Origin of the sequence: Pseudoalteromonas sp. SiA1, assembly GCF_018732205.1 — a bacterium.
Taxonomy (GTDB): Bacteria; Pseudomonadota; Gammaproteobacteria; order Enterobacterales; family Alteromonadaceae; genus Pseudoalteromonas; species Pseudoalteromonas tetraodonis.
The window spans coordinates 2906316-2929461 of the sequence record NZ_CP076084.1; the positions used below are offsets into that span (position 1 = coordinate 2906316).

Here is a 23146-nt window from a genome sequence, read left to right on the forward strand (position 1 = left end):
AACCTAGTGGGCTAAGTCAAAACCGAGCAACTAAAGAGTAAATCGTCCCTAGGCAGAACCCGAAGGGCAGCGCCTGTTTGGCATTGATGCTACGTTATCGCCTATTTATGGGGAATAACCACACCACATAGGCGCTGCCTTGCCTAAATACCAAACAGACTGCTGCAAATTCAACCTTGAAAGGTCAACAGACCCTAGTTATTTAATTAGGTTAAAAAATTTACGCCAGTTAAAACTCGCCCCAGGGTCGGTTTTTCGCCCAGGGGCAATATCGCAGTGCCCTACTATATTACTGGCTGTTATTTTTGGGTAATGCTGCATAATAGCTTGCGCCAATACAGCTAAACTTTGATATTGACCATCGGTATAATTAGTTGTATCTGTGCCCTCAAGCTCTATACCTATACTAAAATCATTACAATTTTGTTGTCCAGCAAAGCAGGAACGCCCCGCATGCCATGCACGTTTTTCAAAAGGCACGTACTGTATAATCTCGCCGCAGCGCTTAATAAAACAATGCGCTGATACTCTAAGCCCTTCTAGGTCACTAAAGCTAGGGTGCGCATTACAATCAATACACCCCATAAATAAGTCATCAACGTAAGAAGTGTTAAATTGCCCAGCGGGTAATGAAATATTATGAATAACCAACAGCGAAATATCGCAGTGAGCAGGTCGCTCATCAAAGTGGCTACACGCACGCTGGGTAATATTATTTATAACGCCTAAAGAATCTATTTTCATACTATTTGATTTAAATTTATATGCCCGATGTCAAATGCTCTTTGAGTAAAATGGTAGGGATTGGTGTCAAGTCCGTTGCCCGTTGCCCGTTGCCCGTTGCCCGTTGCCCGTTGCCCGTTGCCCGTTGCCCGTTGCCCGTTGCCCGTTGCCGAAAAATTTAAAACACTATTGTAAATATATTCAACACAGTATTTGCTCAAAATAGCAGCTTGAGATAGATTTATTATCTAGAGCTCAGGTTAATCAACCAAAATTGATGTATATCAAGATGCTAATAGATTTAATCCCATAAAGATAGCGTAATACTAAACGATAAAATATGATTAACGCGTTATTTAAGCGCTGGCTTTTTAGTTTAGTTGTTAGCTGCTTCTAATTAGTAATTAAACAGAGTAAAATTTAGTTAATTTATTATCTACTATGAGCTTTTTCATGTCTATTTCGCATACCCTAATTAGCCAACTTGTTACCTTAGCACTGGATGAAGACCTAAATAACCAAAGCGCAGAACAAGGCGATATTACCGCACAGCTTATTCCTCAAGCAGAGCAAGCTAATGCGAAAGTGATCACTCGTGAAGACTGCATTTTTTGTGGTAAAGATCTAATCATAGAAGTGTTCAAACAAGTCGACCCAAGTGTGGTTGTAAACATATGCGTTAACGATGGCGACTTTGTTAGTGCCAATAGCACCCTATTTACCGCATCCGGTTCTGCTCGCGCTATTTTAACGGCCGAGCGCACCGCACTTAATTTTGTACAAACGCTTTCTGGCACAGCTACCACCACAGCGCGTTATGTAAAAGAGCTAAGTGGTACTAGCACGCAACTACTCGATACTCGTAAAACCATTCCAGGGTTAAGAGCATTGCAAAAATATGCAGTTAAGTGTGGTGGCGGTGCAAACCACCGAATTGGATTGTTTGATGCGTTTTTAATTAAAGAAAACCACATAGCTGCTTGTGGAGGAATTAATAACGCAGTAGCTCAAGCTAAGCTAAATCATGCCGATAAACCTATAGAGGTTGAGGTTGAATCGTTTGATGAGCTAGAGCAAGCCATTAACGCTGGCGCCGACATTATAATGTTAGATAATTTTAACCCAGAGCAAATACGACAAGCAGTTAACATTACAAATAAGCGCGCTAAATTAGAAGTATCAGGCAATATGACCCTAGAAACACTAAAAGCCTACTCGCAAGCTGGTGTGGACTTTATCTCAAGTGGTGCGCTTACAAAAAATTTACAATCAATCGATTTATCGATGCGATTTGAGTAAACAATGTAAAATTTATTTATAGTTTCTTGCGCTAATTGATTGACAGCTTTTAAAAAAGGGCATTAAATAATTCAAAAGGATTATTTGTAACAAGTTATTAAATTAATGCGTTTTTTATAAAGTTTTTACATACAAAAGCGCAATAAACAGTGTTAGACTCATCCATATTGACTAGTTTTAAATCTTTAATTAGTTAAAAAGAGTGAAAAAGCCTTTATAAGGGACAGAGTAAAAATAAGCGACAGGGTTTATTTTTATAATTAACTTGTAACTTACACGGGTTATAACTAACTTTTAATAGTTAGGCTTATACTCAAATAAGGGTCAAGTTAGTACGTAATCGCCATATAGCGTGCTGTATTTGCGGCAAATATTTTACCACTCAAGCGCAGCACTAAATTTGGCAAAATGATTTTATTTTTGTAGTAACAGGTTAAGTAAACACATAAGTTATAGTTTTAAAACTTATACCCGTTTGGCTTACCACAACATTATCCTTTAGGAGAGGAAACATGCAAACAATGACACAACAGAACCAAAAGGGTTTCACCCTAATTGAATTAATGATTGTAGTAGCAATCATCGGTATTTTAGCAGCAGTAGCACTGCCTGCTTATCAGGATTATACAACGCGAGCGAAAATGAGTGAGGTTATTACTTTTGCGGGTTCAGCAAAGACCGCGGTTAGTGAGTGCGCAATCACTACTGGAGATATCAGTACCTGTAGCTCTAACGCTGCGGTTGGCTTAGATTCAACAGCTACTAATATAAAATCTACCTACGTGGAGTCTGTTACAGTTGGTGCAAACGGTTTAGTTACTGCAGCGATTCAAGGTACTGGTGTAACAGACTTGGATGCTGGATCGATAGCATTCACACCAGTTCAGACAGATGGTAGTGTATCATGGACATGTTCTGTAAGTAGTGCGGCTCTGAACAAATACGTTCCGCAAAACTGTAGAGCTGCAGTAACTCCATAATTCATTAAAAATAAGCTTTTACATTTAAAATTAATGAGGTAGCTTTTTGCTACCTTTTTAATGTGCTCAAGGGCGTGAGTTAATGGTAAAAAAACAAGAAGATAAAAGTTTCGACATCTTCCAATGGACAGGTGTAAGCGCTCGAGGAAAAAAACTCGAAGGTGAGCTGACAGGCTCCAGCATTGCCTTAGTTAAGGCACAGCTTCGTAAGCAAGGCATTACTCCCTCAAAAGTCAAACGAAGAGCCAAGCCTTTGTTTGGTATTCAAAGAATACAAAAAATCACCCCAAAGGATATTGCTTTAGTGACAAGGCAGATAGCCACTATGCTGATGGCAGGTGTGCCGCTGATACAATCAATTGAGATGATAGGCTCTGGCTCCACTAATAAAAGCGTGAGCAAACTCATGGAAACCATTGGTGATGAGGTTAAAGCGGGGCAACCATTATCAATGGCACTTAGAAAGCATCCTCGTTATTTTGATGATTTATATTGCGATTTAGTGGCCTCAGGTGAGCAGTCAGGCTCTTTGGATAAAATATTTGACCGCGTCGCCCTTTATAAAGAAAAATCAGAAGCGCTGAAATCAAAAATTAAAAAAGCCATGTTTTATCCAGCGGCAGTTTTAGTTGTCGCATTCATTGTTACCTCTATCTTGCTGATATTTGTAGTACCGCAATTTCAAGATATTTTTGCTGGCTTTGGTGCCGAACTGCCCGCTTTTACGTTATTCGTCATCGCCATTTCTGAATTTATGCAAGCCAACTGGTGGATAGCCCTAATTGGCGTTGTGGCATTTGGTTATATATTTAAAGAAGCACATTTAAGAAGTTTAAAACTGCGTGATGCCACTGACCGCGCCATACTTAAACTCCCTGTTGTTGGTATGATTTTAAATAAAGCAGCCGTAGCGCGTTATGCACGTACTTTATCGACCACCTTTGCTGCCGGTGTACCATTGGTGGATGCTTTGGATTCTGCAGCCGGTGCCTCAGGAAACGCGGTTTACCGTTATGCTATTTTAGAAATAAAAGCCGAGGTAAGCTCAGGTAATCAAATGAATTGGGCGATGCGTAATTCAAAAATATTCCCCGATATGGTAGTGCAAATGGTCGCCATTGGTGAAGAGTCAGGATCGCTTGATGGCATGCTGGCTAAAGTTGCCACAATTTATGAGCAAGAAGTAGATGACGCGGTAGATGGCCTATCGAGCTTACTTGAGCCGTTAATAATGGCAGTACTCGGTGTATTAGTCGGTGGCTTAATTATTGCCATGTACTTACCTATATTCCAACTAGGTTCAGTTATTTAGCTTCGAGCTTCGAGCTTCGAGTTTCTAGGCCCGTTACCCGAAGCCCGTTGCCCGCAACTCGTCGCCCGTTGCCCGAACCTCAAACCTAACACCTCGAACCTAACATCCTAAACCCTAACTTTGCACTTATATAAAACCACTGTATTATCAACACAGAATTTAGTTTTAGGTAAAATAAATGCAAAGTCTTTTTATTGATATCAGCAACGCGATGCAGGCTAACTTATGGTTTTATTTGACCACAGTTGGCCTAGTGAGTTTATGTATTGGTAGCTTTTTAAATGTGGTGATATATCGCTTGCCAGTAATGATGCAAAAAGAATGGCAAACTGAATGCCGCTTATTATTAGCCGATGAACTAACCAGCCCAAAGACTGAACAGACCACTTCACAAAATACTGACACGTTTAATTTAGTTAAGCCCAACTCATCTTGTCCTAAGTGCAAAGCAGCCATTAAACCATGGCAAAACATTCCTATATTTAGTTGGTTATTTTTAAAAGGTAAATGCGCAACCTGTGATAACCCAATATCAGTACGTTACCCAACCGTTGAAGCCATTACCGCTATTTTAAGCCTAGTTGTTGCTTACACTTTTGGCGCAACTGAGCAGGCTTTATTGTACATTGTAGTGACTTGGGCATTGGTAGCACTGACTTTTATTGATATTGACCACATGCTACTGCCGGATCAGCTTACTTTGCCGCTTTTATGGCTGGCGTTAATCGCCTCAGTTGTGGGTTATACCATAGCCCCTAGCGATGCCATTATTGGTGCAGCATGTGGTTATTTAAGCTTGTGGAGCGTGTTTTGGCTGTTTAAGTTAATAACCGGCAAAGAAGGCATGGGCTATGGCGACTTTAAATTACTGGCTGTATTTGGCGCACTGCTGGGTTGGCAATCGTTATTGACCATTATTTTACTCTCAAGCGTAGTTGGCGCAGTAATTGGTATTGCCCTTCTGAGTATTCAAGGTAAAGACAAAGCAACGCCCATTCCTTTTGGCCCTTACTTAGCAATAGCTGGTTGGATCACTATGCTATGGGGCACACAACTGCAAAACAGCTATTTTAACTTTATTGGCTACTAACGATGAGCAATACACAACATCATATAAATAACTGGGTCTTGGGGCTAACCGGCGGGATTGGCTGTGGTAAAACCGCAGTTAGCGATATGTTGGCAGCACAAGGCATTACTATTGTGGATGCAGATATTGTGGCTCGCCAAGTGGTTGAACCCGGCACTGATGGCCTAAAAGCGATTATTGCGCATTTTGGCAGCGATATACTCGATGAACATGGCGCATTAAACCGTGGCGAACTACGATCGCGCATTTTTAGTAATCCTGAGCAAAAAACATGGCTCAATGCCCTGCTGCATCCATTAATACGCACTCAGCTTATTATTGATTTAAAAAACGCGCAAAGCGACTACGTGGTGTTAGTTGCCCCGTTATTATTTGAAAATGGGCTTGATGGCTACTGTAATCGTACTTTGCTAATAGATGTTCCCAAAGAGGTGCAAATTGCACGTACTACACAGCGCGACAAAATAAGCATTGAACAAGCAGAGCAAATTATTGACGCGCAAATGTCTCGAGAGCATAAACAACAAAAAGCGGATGATATTTTAAATAATAACCGCGACCTAAGCGATGTAAAACAAGACTTACTTAAACTGCATAATTATTATTTACAGCAAGCTAAGTCTACAATATAAATAAATTAGCCCAATGGCAGCGCAATAAACTGATATTTTTATCAGTAAATTATCTGCTGCATTGGTACGATTAATGTATTCCTTTCTTTTTTCTGATAAATTGCTGACTAAAGAAGGATTAAATCAGGTGCGCAATGAATATTAACTCACCGTTATTAAGAAAATTTATTACCCTCGGCCGGGTTGATACTGATACCGTAAAAACACGGCAGCAAGATTTTGCGTCAACTGCAGAGCTTATCTCTAAATGTGGAAAAATAGACAGTAAAGATTTAGCTGAGCAATGCATTGATTTATTTAGAGTGCCTTTTTTTGATTTAAAAGATTTTAATGTTGCACAAATATCAGCTGAGCTAGTTAAAGAAAAACTGATCCGCAAACACCACATTTTGCCTTTGGTACAAAAAGGCAGAAAAGTGTATATTGCCGCCTCAGATCCTACCGATTATGGTGCCTTCGAAAACTTTGAATTTAGCACGGGTTTATCGTGCGAAGTGGTTGTGGTTGACTACGTCCAGCTCGATAACAAAATTGAGCAATTACTCGATGCCACTGGCAGTTTAAATTTAAGTGAAGACGAATTTAAAGAGTTCGCTGAACTCGATTCTGAGCAGCACAAAGAACACACTCCTAAAGACGATGACAAAGACGACGCCCCAATAATTGTCTACATTAATAAAATTTTAATGGATGCAATAAAAAAAGGCGCCTCAGATTTACATTTTGAACCTTATGAACACAAATACCGTATTCGCTTTCGCATTGATGGTATTTTGCACGAAGTAGCCAGCCCGCCAAATACATTGGCCAGTAAGCTATCGGCGCGAATAAAAGTAATGTCGCGACTGGATATTGCAGAAAAGCGTAAACCACAAGATGGCCGTATAAAGCTAAAAATCACTGAGCGTAAAAGCATTGATTTTCGTGTTAGTACCATGCCAACTTTGTGGGGCGAAAAAATTGTAATGCGTATTCTTGATTCATCCAGTGCCATGCTAGGTATTGATGTATTAGGCTATGAACCCGAGCAGAAAAAACTATATCTCGATGCACTTGAGCAACCGCAAGGAATGATTTTGGTTACCGGCCCAACCGGTTCAGGTAAAACGGTTTCTTTGTATACGGGCTTAAATATACTCAATCAGCCGGAGCGGAATATTAGTACCGCCGAAGATCCGGTAGAAATTAACCTCGAAGGGGTTAACCAAGTACAAATAAATACTAAAGCAGATATGACTTTTGCTAATGCACTGCGGGCGTTTTTACGTCAAGATCCCGATGTGGTGATGGTGGGTGAAATACGTGATTTAGAAACTGCAGAAATATCAATTAAAGCGGCGCAAACAGGTCACTTGGTGCTGTCAACACTGCATACCAATTCAGCGCCAGAAACGATTACTCGTTTGTTAAATATGGGTGTACCCGCGTATAATGTGGCCAGTTCTATTAGTTTAATTATAGCTCAGCGTTTAGCCCGAAGATTATGCTCTAAATGTAAAACACCAGAGCAGTTACCTCGCGAAGAGCTTATACGCCAAGGCTTTAGTGAACAACAAATTCAAGACATGGTTTTATACGCACCTAAAGGCTGTGAAAACTGTACCGATGGCTACAAAGGCCGTGTTGGTATTTACGAAGTAATGAAAATTACGCCTGAAATTGCCCAAATTATAATGCGCGGCGGTAACTCATTAGAAATTGCTGAGGTCTCACTTAAAGCAGGATATAACAATTTGCGTTTATCGGGTATTCGTAAAGCCGCAGAGGGTGTGACCTCACTTGCTGAGATTAATCGTGTCACTAGTTTTTAAATAGAAAGCTTAGCTGTTTATTATAAATTGAGTCGCAAAGCCTATATTAATGTGAGAGTAAATTATGTCAACAGTGGTTAACTGCCCAACCTGTAAAGCAAAAGTAGAATGGTCAGAACAAAGTCCGAATCGCCCTTTTTGTTCAAAACGTTGCCAACTTATTGATTTAGGTGAATGGTCGTTTGAAAATAATAAAATTTCAGCGCCGATTACATCTGCAGATGAGTTCAGCCAAGACATGATTGAAGATATTGAAGCAATGATGGCAAAAAACGAAGATGACTTTTTTAAGTAATAAAACGACTTAAAAACAAAAGCCAGCTAAAAGCTGGCTTTTTGCTTTAGTTGAAAGGGTTATGCTCTTTGTTTGCGATGCTTTTTATCTTTACGTTGTTGCATTTTTTCAAGCTGTTCACGTTGCTCAGCATTTAAGACCTGCCAAATTTGATGTTGCGTTTTAAGTTTAATTAACCCCATTTGCTCAGCTTTTACTTGGCGCTCGCCAAGTAGCTCTTTGGCTGCGTTTTCATCAAATGTTGATGCTGATAATAACACCTCTTTTTTTTCTTTGTACGCTTCACGTATTGCTTTACGGGCTTCTTTATTAGCCCCTCTTAGCGCTTGGAGCTGTGTTTTTTGTGTTTCAAAAATCGCTTTTAGTTGTGTTTGTTGATCTTCAGTAAGCGCCAGTTTATCTGCTGCTCGCTCAGAGAGTAAAAAGCGTGCTTGAGAGTGGCCTTGTTTATGGCCATCACCTTTTGCAAGTGCGCTGCCCGCACTGAGCGTTGCTACTGTTAAGCCACATATAAGTACTAATTTTGATAGCGTGTTTATCTTAGTCATAATCATCACCTTAATATTGAGTTGGTTGTTGGCTGCTAGCCAGTGTGTTCACTATAACCGGCTCAATGCAAAGTAACGCAAAGCAGTGTAAAGGTTATGTAAAGACTAACTTTTAGTACATTAAACGCGTAAAATAAAATCATAAAACAGCGCGTAGGGCTTAATGTATGAAACTATTAATGATTGATGATGACACAGGTTTATGTGAGCTATTAAGCGAGTATTTGAGCGCACAAGGCTTTAGCATACAAACCGCACATGATGGCCAACAAGGCTTAGAGCTTGCTTTACAAAACGATTACGCGCTTATATTACTTGATGTTATGTTGCCCTCTATAGATGGCTTTGAAGTACTCAAACAACTGAGGCAAAGTAAATTAACGCCGGTGATTATGTTGACCGCTAAAGGTGAAGACTTTGACCGTATTTTTGGTTTAGAGCTCGGCGCTGATGACTATATTCCAAAACCGTTTAACCACCGCGAACTCCTTGCCCGCGTTAAAGCCATTACCCGCCGTATTGAACACATTAATAGTGTAAGCAATAACAATAATAAAAAGCTCTCTTTAAACGGTATTACTATTAACTTTGCCACGCGTGAAGCCAGTGTAAATAACACCACACTCACGCTTACGGGTACCGAATACGAAATATTGGCTTTATTAGTAAAACACGCTCCTGATGTTATAAGCAAAGAGCAAATAAGCGAAGAGGTACTAGGACGGCGTTTAGCGTCATTTGATCGCTCTATTGATATGCATGTGAGTAATATTCGAAAAAAAATAGCCGAGCATATCGCGGGTGAAAAAATTAAAACTATTCGAGGGACGGGTTATGTCTTTATCCAAGGAGAGTAAATTAACGCGTTTTAGCTGGTTAAGACACCCTCGACATTATTTGTTTTTTAAAGTCTTTGCTTGGTTTTGGCTAACGATCATTGGCACTTTTACTGCGCTATTTTTCTTAAGTAATATTTCGCTGATCAATGCTATTAGCCATGACCCACTGCAAGGACCAATGCAGAAAAACCTAGAATACCTAGCACGAGCTATCGAGCGCAGCGCACATAAACACAAGCGATCTATTCATGACATTATTACTCATCCGCGTTTAACTAAACGTAAATTACTTTATTTAAATTCACAAAACAGCGATGAGGTTTTGATCAGTAAAGATGTTGAGAACAATATTGATTTAAGCTTACTTAACTTTAGCAAGGGGATGTCTCCACAAGTTATTTTTACTGAATACTATCAAGCTTTTGGCCCTGTGCGCATTCGAGTACCTGAAGGCGAATTTGAGTTATATGAAATCGATATAAATCAACAGCGACCGCTCTTTATTCGCTTAAGATTGTTGCCGGTTTGGTTAAAAATTTCTATCGCCATTATCGCCTCACTTACATTAAGCTTTTTATTTAGTCGTAACTTAATTGCCCCTATAAATAGTTTAAAACAAGCCGCAATTAGGCTCTCAAATGGCGATTTAAGTGCGCGCGCGGCAATAAATAGTCAACGAAAAGATGAGCTTGGAGTTTTAGGACGCGATTTTAACCGTATGGCTGATCAATTAGAGCAACTACTTAGCGCTCAAAAGCGTTTACTTGCCGATATATCCCATGAATTGCGCTCCCCACTAACACGCTTAAAAATGGCCACAGGGCTGGCGCAAATGCAAGCGAGTGAGGCCAGCCAATCGTATTTATTGCGTATTGAAAAAGAAGCAAATCAACTTGATAAAATGATAGCCGATGTATTGCAGGTATCGCGCTTAGAAGCCAATAGCCAACCTTTATCACTGCAGGCGCAGTCGTTACAAGTTATTGTTGACCATGTGATTAACGATGCTCAGTTTGAAGCAAAACAGCACAATAAAACGCTGCATATTCAAGGTGATGCTGAGGTAAATATAGAGTGCGACGAAATGCTGATTGCCAGTGCTCTAGAAAATATTTTACGTAATGCAATTAAATACGCACAACATACTATTAGGATCACCTTAAAACACAGTGATATCATTACTATACAAATATGTGATGACGGCCCTGGCGTTCCCGCAGCGCAACTTGATAAACTATGTGAGCCATTTTTTAGGCAATCAGACGCCCGCGATCGAGTCAGCGGCGGCACTGGGCTGGGTTTAGCCATTGCAAAAAATGCGGTGATTGCCCACGGCGGAAATTTAGCTTTATCAAATAAGGACGCTGGCGGGTTATGCGTTGAGATAAGCTTACCAATACAAAAGAGAGACCATGTTTTATAGCAATGAAAGCGAGCTTGAAAATAACCTACCTGCCATTAATGAGTTTTATACTAATACACTCAAAAAAGCCTATTTAAGCACGGCTGCCGGTAAATTATTTTATGCTTACGCTAAGCCTAAACAGGCTCACACTGCCATTGTTATTAGTTCTGGGCGCATTGAAGGACTCGATAAATACAAAGAGCTGCTTTGGGAGCTTTATTGTAATAATTTTGCTGTTTTTATTGTTGATCACCAAGGCCAAGGGCGCTCTTATCGGTTATTAAAAAACCCTCATAAAGGCTATGTCAAACAATTTGAAGATTACAGTCACGATCTCAATCAATTCAATCTTGAGGTGGTAAAGCAGCATTGGCAAGGTAAAAAACTACTGCTTAGCCATTCAATGGGCGGCGCTATTGCGTTTGATTACTTAGCACGTTACTCACATGACTTTAGTGGGGCGTTTTTATCTGCGCCCATGTTTGATATTCATACTAAAGGAATACCAAAACCCGTAGCACAGTTTATCGCCGCCAGTGCGTCATTATTAGGGCTCTCAGGGTGTTATGCGTTAGGACAAAGCGATTATACACCTGAAGAGTTTGCGCTTAACACTTTAACCAGTAGCCAAATACGCTATGATCAATTTAGGGCAACTTATCAGCAAACGCCACTATTACAATTAGGCGGTGTTACCTATGGCTGGCTGCATACTGTTTTTTCATTTATTAAAGCGCTCGATAAACTATCCATAACAACCCCGTTATTTATAGCCAGCGCAGAAAATGACGAAGTGGTTGATAACCAAGCCCAGCATAAGCTTGCAAGCCGACATAAAAACACCCTAATAAAGCAGTTTAAAGGGGCTAAGCACGAGCTGTTTTTTGAGCGGGACGAAATTCGCCAACCATTGCTAACAAGCCTTTATAAATTTTGTGATTCAATAGGTTAACTACTAAGCGACAGCGGATCTAGGTGAATCAAAATATCAACTTCAGATTCAAATTGCTGAGTGATCATCAGCTCCACTTCATCTGCCACTTTATGGGCACGAATAAGCGGTAAATTGTCATCAAGCTCTAAATGCAGTTGAATAAACTTAACTTTACCGCCCTGTCGAGTGCGAATACCGTGCACCCCATAAACATCATTATGGTTACGCGCTATTTCAAAAATACTTTGCTTTTCTTCATCGGGTAGCTCTTTGTCCATTAAATGCGAGGCACTTTCGGTTGCTATATCCCAACTGTTATACAATAAATAACCTGCCACACCGATAGCAAACAATGGGTCGGCATACAGTACGCCATAATAGGCGAGTAAAATAGCAAGCAATACCGCCGCATTTAAAATTAAATCGCCCTTGTAGTGAACGGAGTCGGCTTTTATAGCGATTGATTCTGTGTGCTTCACGACTTTATTTTGCACAAATACAATTACCAAGGTACAAGCAATGGCAAAAATACTCACCCATACACCTAATAATGAGTGCGAAAGCTCTACTGGGTTTATTAATCGCTCGATACCGTGAAACATTAATAAACAGCCCGAGCCCGCAATAAATGCAGCTTGGCCTAACCCTGCAAGCGCCTCCGCTTTACCGTGACCAAACCGGTGGTCATCATCCGCAGGACGCAGTGCATACGATAAAACTAAAAAGCTCATTAGCGTCGCGGTAATATCCATTAATGAATCAGTGAGTGAGCCAAGCATCGACGCCGAACCCGACGCCAGCCAAGCCCATGCTTTGGTCGCAATCATTAGGCTCACCATGACCATGGTCACTATGCTTGAAGCTTTGACCCAAAATTCATAACTGCGATTATGCACGTATCTGTCCAAGTGTAAGATGTATTTAATGTTTGTAGTATATCATTTTTTATTCATTGTTCGTGTATACTGAGCCAGTCAAATTAAAGATTTTATAGGGCTTATTGTGCTGGATATTGTTTTATACCAACCTGAAATTCCGCCTAACACCGGGAATATCATTCGTTTATGTGCCAATACTGGCTATTCATTGCATTTAATTGAACCGTTAGGGTTTGAGTGGGATGACAAACGTGTAAAACGCGCTGGACTTGACTATCACGAATTTAGCCATGTACAACGCCATGCCTCATTTGATGCTTACTTAGAAAAGTGCCAACCTAAAAAAGTGTATGCTTGCACCACTAAAGGTAGCCAATTTCATCATCAAGCACAGTATGAAGCGGGTGATTGCTTAGTATTCGGACCAGAAACCCGAGGCTTACCTGATGACATGATTCAAGCACTGCCAAACGAGCAACGCGTGCGTATACCTATGCAAGCCGATAGTCGCAGTATGAATCTGTCTAATGCAGTAGCTGTGTTTGTGTATGAATCTTGGCGCCAGCTTGGCTTTGTAAACGCGCAGTAATTATTTACCAATAATAAAAAACCGACATTATGTCGGTTTTTTATTATTAAAGAATAGTGAAGCATTTATTCTGACTTTTGTTCACGACCTAATAGCGCCATAGCAGCTGCTTTCATGTCTTTATTTTCATAGAGTACTTTGTATATTTGCTCGGTAATTGGCATTTCAACACCAGCGCGTTGAGCTAGTAAGTACACTTCTTTGGTATTTCTAAAGCCTTCAACTACTTGGCCGATTGATGCAATCGCATCATCAACACTCTCACCTTGACCTAAGGCTAAACCAAAACGGCGGTTGCGTGACTGATTATCGGTACAGGTTAGAATTAAATCGCCTAAACCAGCCATCCCCATAAAGGTCTCTGGTTTTGCACCTAGGGCACAACCCAAACGCGATAACTCTGCTAAACCACGAGTAATAAGCGCGGTACGTGCATTTGCACCAAAGCCTACACCATCAGAAATCCCTGCACCAATAGCAATCACGTTTTTAACCGCACCACCAAGCTGTATGCCAATAAAGTCGTCATTGTTGTACACTCTAAACGATCGACCGCAATGTAATAAATCGGCAATTTGTTTCGCAAATGCTGATGAAGTTGATGACACCGAAATAGCGGTTGGTGAGCCCTTAGCCATTTCTTTGGCAAAAGTTGGCCCCGAAAGCACCGCTAGTGGCACCTCTTCACCTAGCTCTTGCACTGCTACTTCTTGTAACAAACGCCCAGTATTTGGCTCTAGTCCTTTGGTGGCCCATGCTATTTTTGCATTTGGGCGCAAAGCAGGTTTGATTTGCTTTAATGTGTCAGCAAATGCGTGGCTTGGCACAACAACCAAAACAATATCGCTACTTTGCGTTGCACGCTGTAAATCTGCTTCAAGGATTAAAGTGTCAGGAAAAGGAATATCAGGTAAGTAACGTTGATTTTTTCGCTCAGCTGCAAGCGTCGCAACGTCTTGGCTATTGCGTCCCCATAAAGTCACTTTGTGACCATTTCGGGCTAAACAAATAGCAAGGGCGGTGCCATACGACCCCGCCCCTAAAACAGTAACAGCTGATGTGGCTGTATTCATAAATTAAGCGTCTGCTGTAGCCTGCTCAGCTTGCGCTGTGCGTTGCTGCATGTACTGTGCAAATAATGCGTCAAAGTTAACTGGCGCAAGATTAAGTTGTGGGAACGTACCACGATTTACTAAGTTAGATACCGCTTCACGTGCGTATGGGAATAACACGTTAGGGCAAAATGCACCTAGCATGTGCGCTAATTGCATTTCTTCAACGTCAGCAATCGTAAAGATACCTGCTTGTTGAATTTCACATAAAAACGCAGTTTCTTCACCGATAGATGCCGTTACAGTTAGTGCAAGCACTACTTCGTAAACACCTTCATCAAGTTTGTTAGAGCGTGTATCTAAATCTAATTTTACTTCTGGAGCCCACTCTTTTTGAAAAATAGCTGGCGAATTTGGCGTTTCAAACGATACATCTTTAGTGTAAATACGTTGAATAGTAAACTGTGCACCTGCATCAGCTTCTGCTGCTGCGTTTTGATTTTGTTCGTTCATTGTTATTCCTAACCTGTTATTTATTATAATTAATTAAATTAAGCACTCAGCTTAGCGTCAAGGTGACCTTGTGCTTCTAGTGCCATCATGTCGTCACAGCCACCGATGTGTTCATCGTTGATAAAAATTTGTGGAACCGTGCTTGCGCCACCGGCTTTGGCGATCATTTCATCGCGAAGCTCTGGCTGAACGCCAATATCAATGTTTGTGTATTCTACACCTTTGCTGTCTAACAGCGCTAATGCGCGATGACAAAAAGGACAATATCCTTTGGTGTATAAAACAACGTTACTCATAATTAATCCTTAATCGGTTTAGCTAAGAGATATTAGCGACCGCTTGTTGTTGGCAGACTTGCTGATTGCCACGCACCCATACCGCCAGATAAAACATAAACTTGTTCATAGCCTGCTTTATGCATTGCGGTTGCAACACCTGAGGCAGTCATGCCTGCAGCACATACCACTATAATGGGTTTGCTCTTATACTTTTCAAGGGTTGAGAAATCAGATTCTTTAGCTTTTTCTGGGTTTAAGTGCACAGCACCGGCAATATGGCCGGTTTTAAACTCTTTTTGCCCACGCATATCAACAACCTGGCCGTCTTCGCGGTTAATAAGTAACGTTAACTGCTGAGGATTGATTTGACGAATTGCTGAAAATTTACTTTTTATTGCGCCACTAATAATAAGAAACGCAATCGCAACCCAAGCTAGGCTTAGAATTGGATGGTTTGAGACAAATTCAATATATTGATCCATTCGACTTCCACTATAAAGTTACATACTAAAACGGATGTTTTAGATATTTTAAATTCTTACCAATTGCACTTGCACAATGAGCAGTTACTCATCAGCAAATCAATAGAGCGCTGTTAGGCTACTCTGAATTTTCACCTACAAGATAGGCTTAACTTACCCCACAACCCTATTCAATACTTGAATAAAATAGAGATTAGCCGCGCAAGTATACCCAAATCAGCTAAAAATGCGAGTTTAAGCACGCTTGAAAGCCACAATGCCCTGCTCTTTTTAACTGAAAAATAACCTAGCCCTTTAAAGTTTTCAATTTAGCCAATCCTAATTGAAAATTTTTAATATCTACTTTTCATTGCTGATCCTAGCTATAAAACGCGGTATGCTAAGGCTTGGCATGTTGGCATTAATGTTAGCGTGTATTTTAGCAACGCTAATTTTTCAGGAGTGACTATGACAGAGCATAAAAAACCACTGGTATTAATGATTTTAGATGGCTGGGGATACAGAGAAGATGAGCAAAGCAATGCTATTTTAGCTGCTAACACCCCTGTATTAGATGAGCTCTGGGCCACACGTCCTCATACATTAATTTCAGCATCGGGTTTAGATGTCGGTCTTCCTGATGGCCAAATGGGTAATTCTGAGGTGGGCCATGTTAATTTAGGCGCAGGCCGTATTGTGTATCAAGATTTTACCCGTATCACCAAAGCCATTGATGATGGCGAATTTGATACAACTCCTGCACTTGTTGAAAACATTGATAAAGCCGTTCATGCCAACAAAGCTGTACACATTATGGGACTGTTAAGTCCAGGTGGCGTGCATAGCCACGAAGATCATATTGTTGCCAGTATACAACTGGCTGCAAAACGCGGCGCTAAAGAGGTGTACTTTCATGCCTTTTTAGATGGACGCGATACACCACCGCGTAGTGCTAAAGCGTCTATTGAGCGTATGGAAGCCTTATTTAGCGAACTTAAATGTGGCCGTTTAGCCTCACTAATTGGCCGTTACTATGCCATGGACAGAGACAACCGCTGGAACCGTGTTGAAAAAGCCTATAATTTGATCACCTTAGGTGAAGGCGATTTTGATTATGAAGAAGGCGTAAGTGCACTAAATGCCGCTTATGAGCGCGATGAAAATGACGAATTTGTAGCAGCCAGCACGATCACTCCTAAAGGCAGCGAATCTGTAAAAGTAAATGATGGCGACACCATTATATTTGCAAACTTTAGAGCAGACCGCGCACGCGAAATAACCCGCGCCTTTGTAGAGCCTGGCTTTGACGGCTTTAATAAGAAAAAATCGCCTAAGCTTAGCGGCTTTGTGATGATGACTGAATACGCAGCCGATATAGATGCGCCTGTTGCTTTTGGCCCCACGCCGCTTAATAACGTACTTGGCGAATGGTTTGAAAAACAAGGTAAAACTCAACTGCGTATTTCTGAAACTGAAAAATATGCTCATGTTACCTTTTTCTTCAGTGGTGGACGAGAAGATGAGTTTGACGGCGAAACCCGTGAACTTATTCCATCACCTCAGGTTGCAACATATGATTTGCAGCCAGAAATGAACTCAAAAATGCTTACCGATAAGCTAGTAGAAGCAATAAAAAGTGGAAAATACGATGCCATTATTTGTAACTACCCTAATGGCGACATGGTCGGTCACTCAGGTGTATTTGAGGCTGCAGTTAAAGCCTGTGAGGCAGTAGATAACTGTATTGGCCGTGTAGTGGATGCATTGAAAGAATATGGCGGCGAAGCACTTATTACCGCCGATCATGGCAATGCAGAGCAAATGGCAAACCTTAAAACAGGCCAAGCGCACACAGCACATACCAGTGAGCCCGTGCCGTTTATTTATGTAGGTCGCGATGCGCAAGCTTATTCAGGCAAAGCCTTGAGCGATGTTGCCCCAACCATGCTGCATTTAATGGGGTTAGAGCAACCTGCAGAAATGACAGGGTCGCCAATTATGGTGTTGAAATAACCTATGAAAAAAAGCGCATACCGCGTCATTGCGTGTATCTGTGTACTGCATTCATTAGTCACTGGCGTTGCCGTGGCTAATGAAGATCGTACTAAAAAAGACCTATCCCAAGTTCAAGTGGCTTTAGAGCAAAGCCAAGCTGAATATCAACAACAGCAAAAAGAAATAGCTAAACAGCAGCAAAAGCTAAAAGCACATGAACTCGCTATAGCGAAAAACGCTAAAGCACTCAATATGGCTGAGCAATCTGTTAAAAAAACACAACAACAGCAAGCAGAGCAACAACAACGCGCGGCAAAGCTTGAAAAACAACAAGCCCAATTTCAGCGTGTGTTAGCAGCACAGTTAAAAAGTGCTTATATGGCAGATAGTGATGACTATTCAAAAATGCTGCTTAACCAAGAAGATACCGCTAAATTTGAACGTACGCTTAGCTATTACAACTACTTAAATAAAGCCCGCATAAAGCAGCTTGATGAACTTAAAGCGCTGCAAATAGAAATTGCGAAAAACCAAGCTGAGCTTGAAAAAACAAAAGAAAAGCTAGTTGCTTTATTTGATGAACAAAAAAGGCGACAAGCAGCGCTTCTTGACGCTAAAAATGAGCGCCAAGCCAGCCTAAAAAATCTAAAACAGCAGTTAAATAAAACAAAAAATTCAATTAGTTACTTAGAAGAGAACGAACAAACGCTTATCGCAACTATTAAAGAACTTGAAGAAGAAAAAACCACAAAAATTGAGCTATTGGGCCTAAATAAAAATAAAGGAAGATTAAGCTGGCCGAGTAAAGGCAAACTAACGCACAAGTTTGGCCAACGTAAGCACGGCGGAATTAACTGGAAAGGCGTGTTAATTTCTGCTGCAGAGGGCACTTCAGTAAATAGCATTCATAACGGTCAGGTGGTATTTGCAGATTGGTTAAAAGGTTACGGCTGGGTGATTGTTGTGGACCACGGTGAAGGCTTTATGAGCTTATACGGGCATGCACAAACCTTACTCAAAGATGTAGGTGATATGGTCAGAGAGGGTGAAAGCGTTGCTTTAGTTGGGCAAAGCGGTGGACAAGCCGATTCTGGTCTATACTTTGAAATACGCCACAAAGGGCGTGCTGTTAATCCCATAAAATGGTGCAGACGTATTTAATCTTAAAATAACTGCATCCTAGTAGAGGCAGTTATGATAAACACACACATTTGCCAAAAAAAAGTATCACAAAAAAAATCAATATTTTGGTTTTGTTTGCAGGTATTTTTTTTATTGGCACTTTTTGGCTTTATAAATAATGCTCATGCCAGTTCGGTCAAAGATTTAGAAAGCCAAAAAATAAATGAAATACTGTTTAATATTCATACCTACTACGTTGATGATTTAGCACTGCATAACAGTGAATACATTGAATACAACACCTCTCAATTTGAACGCTTATACTCTAAACTCGATCCCTACTCTAAATATTTAGATAAAAATGAGCTAAATGCGTTATTTGATAATACCAATGGTCGCTATACTGGCTTAGGCATTGAGGTCAAAAATATTGAGCAGCGCACCACGATTGTTAAAGTAATTAATAATTCGCCTGCTAAACAAGTCGGCCTGCGAGCTGGCGATATTATTACAGCAGTTAATAATCAGCAGATTAAAAATAGTCCTATTGATATAGTCGCGCAGCAAATTAAAGACAGCCCCAACAATAAAGTACAACTAAGTATTATCCGAAATAACAATCTAAAACCGCTCATATTTAACCTCAGCAGAAAACAAATAAAACTGGCCAGTGTAACTAAGCAACTACTTGATGCGGGTAGCGGTTATATTGCTATAAATACCTTTTCAAACCACACCTTGCATGAAGTTGCCTTACAAATAGCCGCTATGCAAAACCATTACGGCCACGCATTAAAAGGCTTAATTATTGATTTACGAGACAACCCTGGCGGGACTTTAAAAAGCGCGGTTGCTGTGGCAGATCTCTTTTTACAAGATGGTCTAATAGTAACAACCAAAGGACGTTTTTATGATTCTAATCAGTCGTTTTACGCTAAACGCGGCGATATTTTAAAAGGCGCACCTATTGTCGTACTGATTAACGAAAACTCAGCCTCTGCAGCAGAAATACTGGCTGCAGCACTAAAAGAAAATATGCGTGCAAAAATAGTGGGGAGTCAGTCATTTGGCAAAGGGTCGGTACAATCACTCATTCCATTAGGCGATGGTGATACCGCCTTAAAACTAACTACCGCACGCTACTTTACGCCATCAGGTGAATCGATTGAAGGTATTGGCGTGACCCCGAATGTGGCGATTAATCAAACAACGCTTCCACAAACAAATAAAGCCGTTATAATAAAAAATGAACAATTAGAACAAAACACCGTTTTTAGCACTGAAGATTTAGCCGATATCCAGTTAACTAAGGCAAAACAGCTACTCAACATGCACTAAATTCGGTAAATTATTTTAAACACGACAAAGATAATAAAAATTATAAAACGTGAAAACTATAAATTTAATGGTGTTAACTGGGCTGTTTTTAGCCTTATTTGCAACATCGAGTGCTGTTAAAGCCAAGCAAATAGCCATAGTGATCGATGACATAGGTTATCATCAACGTGATTTAGAATTCCTGAGTTTACCTGGGCAGTTGTCCTATTCAATATTGCCCCACACCCCCTATTCTCAAATATTTGCAACCCTTGCTAGTCAGTCAAATAAAGAGCTCCTGTTGCATGTTCCTATGCAGGCTTTAAATGGTAAAAAACTCGGGCCTGGTGCGCTCACTTTAAATATGGATAAAGCACAACTTCAACAAACGCTCGGGAATGCGCTGGCCAGTTTACCGCAAGTTAAAGGAGTTAATAACCATATGGGCTCTGCGCTGACTCAACAAAGCCAAGCAATGAAATGGACCATGGAAGTACTCAAAAAACGCCAGCTGTATTTTCTTGATAGCCGTACAACTGAATTAAGCCAAGCTCAGAATGCAGCCAACTTTTTGGGAGTGGAAAACATTAGCCGACATGTATTTTTAGACAATATAACGACCACAGAGCAACTACAATTAAGATTAGAAGAGCTAAAATCAAAAGCAACTAAGTATCAATTTGCCATTGCAATAGCGCATCCCTATCCCGAAACCATCGATTTTTTACGCCACGCTTTGCCGCAATTAAGTGAGCAAGGATTTGAACTGGTGCCAGTATCGCAACTGGTCGAACGTAAATATGTACAAATAGCTCAGCAAGAAGCTATTTCATTAAACTGATGGGGTAAGTAAACCCCCTAACCCATCAGTTAATTTAACTCACTTATGCGCATTATATTTATAAAATAAATGTTGCTACTTTAGCATTTAAATCTGTAGCTCTGTCTTTTAATACTTCAGCTTGGCTTAAATGTGCAGTTGCTGAGGTAGTAATTTCATCGGTTACATCTTTAATGGCGACCGTATTTCTAGTAATTTCATTAGTCACTTGCGTTTGCTCTTCTGCTGCAACCGCTATTTGACCCGCCATATCAGAAATTTCATTCACTGCTAAGGTGATTTCCTCTAGTGCATGAGCTGCTGCATTAACATCATCCACACTATTGTTAGCATATCCCTTACTGCTGTCCATCAAGCTCACTGCTTTTTTGGTCGTATTTTGTAAGGTTTCTATGGTGGTGTAAATTTCTGCTGTGGAGTTTTGCGTTCTTCTTGATAGTACACGCACCTCGTCGGCAACCACTGCAAAGCCACGCCCTTGTTCACCAGCACGGGCAGCCTCTATTGCGGCATTGAGTGCTAATAGATTTGTTTGCTCAGCAATTTCTTGAATTGTGGTCAAAATACTCGATATAGCCTGAGCATGTAAGCTTAGTTCGCCAATGACGGTGGTCGTTTGGTCTATTTCACCCGCAAGTGAATTAATCGTATTTCTGGTTTTATCAACTAACAGTTTACCTTCACGACTACTTTGCGCTGACTGTTGTGATGCCGTCGCGGTATTTTCGGCATTAGCAGCAATCTCATGGGTTGCACTTGCCATCTCTGTGACCGCAGTGGCAACCATCGCCACTTCTTGTTGCTGACGCTGCAACTCACTGACACTGTTTTGATTAGTGATTAAGCTTTTCTCTGCATCAAAATCTAAATCAGTAGCTAACTGGCGAATATGGCTTATAAGCTCATGCTGGCTACTTACAAAGCGATTAAAACTATCAGCCAGTACCCCAACTTCATCTTGTGTATCAACACTAATACGCTGGGTCAAATCACCGTTACCATCAGCAATTGTTGATAACGCTTGAGATACTCGGCTTAACGGCGCAAGCAACACACTTAATAACCATGAAATAGCCAACACGCTCAATAAAAGTGCCACACTGACTAATACGAGTTGAGTTACTAATAAACTAATTAACGGTGCCTCTAAGGTTTCTTTATCCAATACAAATAGCAACTGCCAATCGGTATTATTTATATTTTCACCCCAAACAAGCTTCTCTCGGCCTTCATCTTTAAAATAAAGGGGAGTAAATTCACCGTTTTGACTATTAGATAAAATGAATTGGTGATTTATTTTCGAGTCAATATGCGTAATATTTGCCATTACTTTTTTAGTGTCTTTATAGGCAATCACAGTGCCATCTTGATGCATCATGATGGCATACCCATTTGCCGGTAAAGACATAGTATTAACATCATTAACTAAAGACTCAATCGATAAATCACCCGCTACCACGCCACTTTGTGTGGTTTTAGCAATAGAAACAACCAACTGATTAAACGCAGTATCTAAATAAGGTTTGGTAATTACGGTGCCATTTTTCAGCTGTGCTTGTTTATACCATGGACGAGTGCGCGGGTCGTAGCCGGTTCGATCAATACTTGGATCAGAGTCAGTCATTTTCCCGATACTATCTCCAAAGTAAGTTAATTGAAAACCACCGGACACTTGGGCTTGCTGTAATGCACTGAGCGTATTGCCCTCAACCTTACTCGCAACTGACTCTATGATCTGCTGACGACTAGCTAGCCAATCTTCAATACTCGCAGCTTGTTGCTTACCAGACTGACTTACATTATCAATACTGCTTTTTAACAGTAACGCTTTTTGAGAGGTGTAGCTATTCCACGATAGCAATACAATAATAACGGCTAGGGCAAGAACCACCGATAGCAAGATCTTTTTCTTTAGTGAATATGAGTTCATATTGAGTGTAAATACTCGCGTTAAATGAAATTGAAAGGCAATAAGCACAGCAATTAATAATTTAATTTAGGCTACGGTTTGAACGACAAGTCGCTCAGGTGCGCGAATATTTTCATATACCCAAATTAAAAACAAACTAAAATCATGTATTTAAATTAAAACCAAACTTATTCATTAACTTTAACTAGGGTATATTTAATTAAAAGATATACAGATGTGACTAGAGGTAAGCAAAATAAGAAAAACGATACTTTTTGTTAACCTCTTTTTTTAACTAAAAAAAAGCCCCGCATTTTCATGCA

Annotated in this window: 23 protein-coding genes; 15 read left to right on the plus strand and 8 right to left on the minus strand. The window is 40.5% G+C overall.

Features of this window, described 5'->3' with window-relative positions; translation table 11 throughout:
- Positions 1 to 198 precede the first annotated feature (198 nt).
- A complete protein-coding gene (gene ampD / locus KK487_RS13470; protein ID WP_215521850.1) occupies positions 199 to 744 on the minus strand; it encodes a 1,6-anhydro-N-acetylmuramyl-L-alanine amidase AmpD in 546 nt (181 codons plus the stop codon).
- 432 nt (positions 745 to 1176) lie between these two features.
- Between ampD and nadC the strand changes: the two genes are divergently transcribed.
- The 7 genes from nadC to yacG all read left to right on the plus strand — a co-directional run bounded on the left by nadC (position 1177) and on the right by yacG (position 8142).
- Positions 1177 to 2022 (plus strand): carboxylating nicotinate-nucleotide diphosphorylase, encoded by an 846-nt coding sequence (nadC, locus tag KK487_RS13475; protein ID WP_215521851.1) that lies wholly within the window; start codon positions 1177 to 1179, stop codon positions 2020 to 2022.
- Positions 2023 to 2534: 512 nt separating this feature from the next.
- Positions 2535 to 3002: a pilin gene (locus tag KK487_RS13480; protein WP_138623048.1), complete on the plus strand. Its 468-nt coding sequence runs from the start codon at positions 2535 to 2537 to the stop codon at positions 3000 to 3002.
- An 82-nt stretch (positions 3003 to 3084) separates the two neighbouring features.
- Positions 3085 to 4314: a type II secretion system F family protein gene (locus tag KK487_RS13485; RefSeq protein WP_215521852.1), complete on the plus strand. Its 1230-nt coding sequence runs from the start codon at positions 3085 to 3087 to the stop codon at positions 4312 to 4314.
- Between the two features lie 178 nt (positions 4315 to 4492).
- Positions 4493 to 5404 carry a prepilin peptidase gene (locus KK487_RS13490; protein WP_215521853.1) on the plus strand — a complete coding sequence of 304 codons (912 nt, stop codon included), beginning with the start codon at positions 4493 to 4495 and terminating at the stop codon, positions 5402 to 5404.
- 2 nt (positions 5405 to 5406) lie between these two features.
- Entirely contained in the window at positions 5407 to 6036 is a 630-nt protein-coding gene (coaE, locus tag KK487_RS13495) for a dephospho-CoA kinase (protein ID WP_215521854.1), read from the plus strand.
- 134 nt (positions 6037 to 6170) lie between these two features.
- Positions 6171 to 7847 (plus strand): type IV-A pilus assembly ATPase PilB, encoded by a 1677-nt coding sequence (gene pilB / locus KK487_RS13500; RefSeq protein WP_024601729.1) that lies wholly within the window; start codon positions 6171 to 6173, stop codon positions 7845 to 7847.
- Between the two features lie 64 nt (positions 7848 to 7911).
- A complete protein-coding gene (gene yacG / locus KK487_RS13505) occupies positions 7912 to 8142 on the plus strand; it encodes a DNA gyrase inhibitor YacG (protein WP_215521855.1) in 231 nt (76 codons plus the stop codon).
- Between the two features lie 59 nt (positions 8143 to 8201).
- Here the strand turns inward: yacG and KK487_RS13510 are convergent, their stop codons facing one another.
- The gene (locus KK487_RS13510; RefSeq protein ID WP_036956691.1) at positions 8202 to 8690 is read right to left on the minus strand and encodes a Spy/CpxP family protein refolding chaperone; all 489 of its coding nucleotides are present in this window, start codon (positions 8688 to 8690) and stop codon (positions 8202 to 8204) included.
- A 167-nt stretch (positions 8691 to 8857) separates the two neighbouring features.
- On the opposite strand from KK487_RS13510, the gene KK487_RS13515 reads away from it, so the two are divergent.
- Genes KK487_RS13515 through KK487_RS13525 form a run of 3 tightly spaced genes read left to right on the plus strand, consistent with a single transcriptional unit; the run spans position 8858 to position 11886 of the window.
- Complete coding sequence (locus tag KK487_RS13515) at positions 8858 to 9547, plus strand: response regulator transcription factor (RefSeq protein WP_016899750.1); 690 nt, start codon at positions 8858 to 8860, stop codon at positions 9545 to 9547.
- Entirely contained in the window at positions 9525 to 10952 is a 1428-nt protein-coding gene (locus KK487_RS13520) for an ATP-binding protein (protein ID WP_215521856.1), read from the plus strand. The genes KK487_RS13515 and KK487_RS13520 overlap by 23 nt, the downstream gene beginning before the upstream one ends.
- Positions 10942 to 11886 (plus strand): alpha/beta fold hydrolase, encoded by a 945-nt coding sequence (locus KK487_RS13525; RefSeq protein ID WP_215521857.1) that lies wholly within the window; start codon positions 10942 to 10944, stop codon positions 11884 to 11886. Before KK487_RS13520 ends, KK487_RS13525 begins: the two co-directional genes overlap by 11 nt.
- On the opposite strand, the gene KK487_RS13530 is transcribed toward KK487_RS13525, so the two are convergent.
- Complete coding sequence (locus tag KK487_RS13530) at positions 11883 to 12764, minus strand: cation diffusion facilitator family transporter (RefSeq protein ID WP_462687478.1); 882 nt, start codon at positions 12762 to 12764, stop codon at positions 11883 to 11885. The genes KK487_RS13525 and KK487_RS13530 overlap by 4 nt on opposite strands.
- Positions 12765 to 12870: 106 nt before the next feature.
- On the opposite strand from KK487_RS13530, the gene trmL reads away from it, so the two are divergent.
- On the plus strand, positions 12871 to 13335 hold the full coding sequence (gene trmL / locus KK487_RS13535; protein ID WP_013465943.1) for a tRNA (uridine(34)/cytosine(34)/5-carboxymethylaminomethyluridine(34)-2'-O)-methyltransferase TrmL: 465 nt from the start codon (positions 12871 to 12873) through the stop codon (positions 13333 to 13335).
- Between the two features lie 65 nt (positions 13336 to 13400).
- On the opposite strand, the gene gpsA is transcribed toward trmL, so the two are convergent.
- The 4 genes from gpsA to KK487_RS13555 are packed head-to-tail and all read right to left on the minus strand — an operon-like array spanning position 13401 to position 15660.
- The gene (gpsA, locus tag KK487_RS13540; protein ID WP_058155280.1) at positions 13401 to 14408 is read right to left on the minus strand and encodes an NAD(P)H-dependent glycerol-3-phosphate dehydrogenase; all 1008 of its coding nucleotides are present in this window, start codon (positions 14406 to 14408) and stop codon (positions 13401 to 13403) included.
- A 3-nt stretch (positions 14409 to 14411) separates the two neighbouring features.
- A complete protein-coding gene (gene secB / locus KK487_RS13545; RefSeq protein WP_013465945.1) occupies positions 14412 to 14900 on the minus strand; it encodes a protein-export chaperone SecB in 489 nt (162 codons plus the stop codon).
- A gap of 38 nt (positions 14901 to 14938) precedes the next feature.
- Positions 14939 to 15196 carry a glutaredoxin 3 gene (gene grxC, locus KK487_RS13550; RefSeq protein WP_010391834.1) on the minus strand — a complete coding sequence of 86 codons (258 nt, stop codon included), beginning with the start codon at positions 15194 to 15196 and terminating at the stop codon, positions 14939 to 14941.
- A 32-nt stretch (positions 15197 to 15228) separates the two neighbouring features.
- Positions 15229 to 15660, minus strand: a complete 432-nt coding sequence (locus KK487_RS13555) for a rhodanese-like domain-containing protein (protein WP_013465947.1) — start codon at positions 15658 to 15660, stop codon at positions 15229 to 15231.
- A 447-nt stretch (positions 15661 to 16107) separates the two neighbouring features.
- Here KK487_RS13555 and gpmM point away from each other — a divergent pair, with 447 nt between their 5' ends.
- The 4 genes from gpmM (at position 16108) to KK487_RS13575 (ending at position 20914) form a co-directional block, all read left to right on the plus strand.
- On the plus strand, positions 16108 to 17652 hold the full coding sequence (gpmM, locus tag KK487_RS13560; protein WP_215521858.1) for a 2,3-bisphosphoglycerate-independent phosphoglycerate mutase: 1545 nt from the start codon (positions 16108 to 16110) through the stop codon (positions 17650 to 17652).
- A gap of 3 nt (positions 17653 to 17655) precedes the next feature.
- Positions 17656 to 18795: a murein hydrolase activator EnvC family protein gene (locus tag KK487_RS13565; protein ID WP_215521859.1), complete on the plus strand. Its 1140-nt coding sequence runs from the start codon at positions 17656 to 17658 to the stop codon at positions 18793 to 18795.
- Positions 18796 to 18828: 33 nt separating this feature from the next.
- Positions 18829 to 20094, plus strand: coding sequence for a S41 family peptidase (locus KK487_RS13570; RefSeq protein WP_215521860.1), 1266 nt, complete (start codon positions 18829 to 18831; stop codon positions 20092 to 20094).
- Positions 20095 to 20161: 67 nt separating this feature from the next.
- Positions 20162 to 20914 carry a divergent polysaccharide deacetylase family protein gene (locus tag KK487_RS13575; protein WP_215522132.1) on the plus strand — a complete coding sequence of 251 codons (753 nt, stop codon included), beginning with the start codon at positions 20162 to 20164 and terminating at the stop codon, positions 20912 to 20914.
- Positions 20915 to 20972: 58 nt separating this feature from the next.
- Here KK487_RS13575 and KK487_RS13580 read toward each other — a convergent pair whose 3' ends face one another.
- Positions 20973 to 22844, minus strand: a complete 1872-nt coding sequence (locus KK487_RS13580; protein ID WP_036956699.1) for a methyl-accepting chemotaxis protein — start codon at positions 22842 to 22844, stop codon at positions 20973 to 20975.
- Positions 22845 to 23146: the final 302 nt, after the last annotated feature.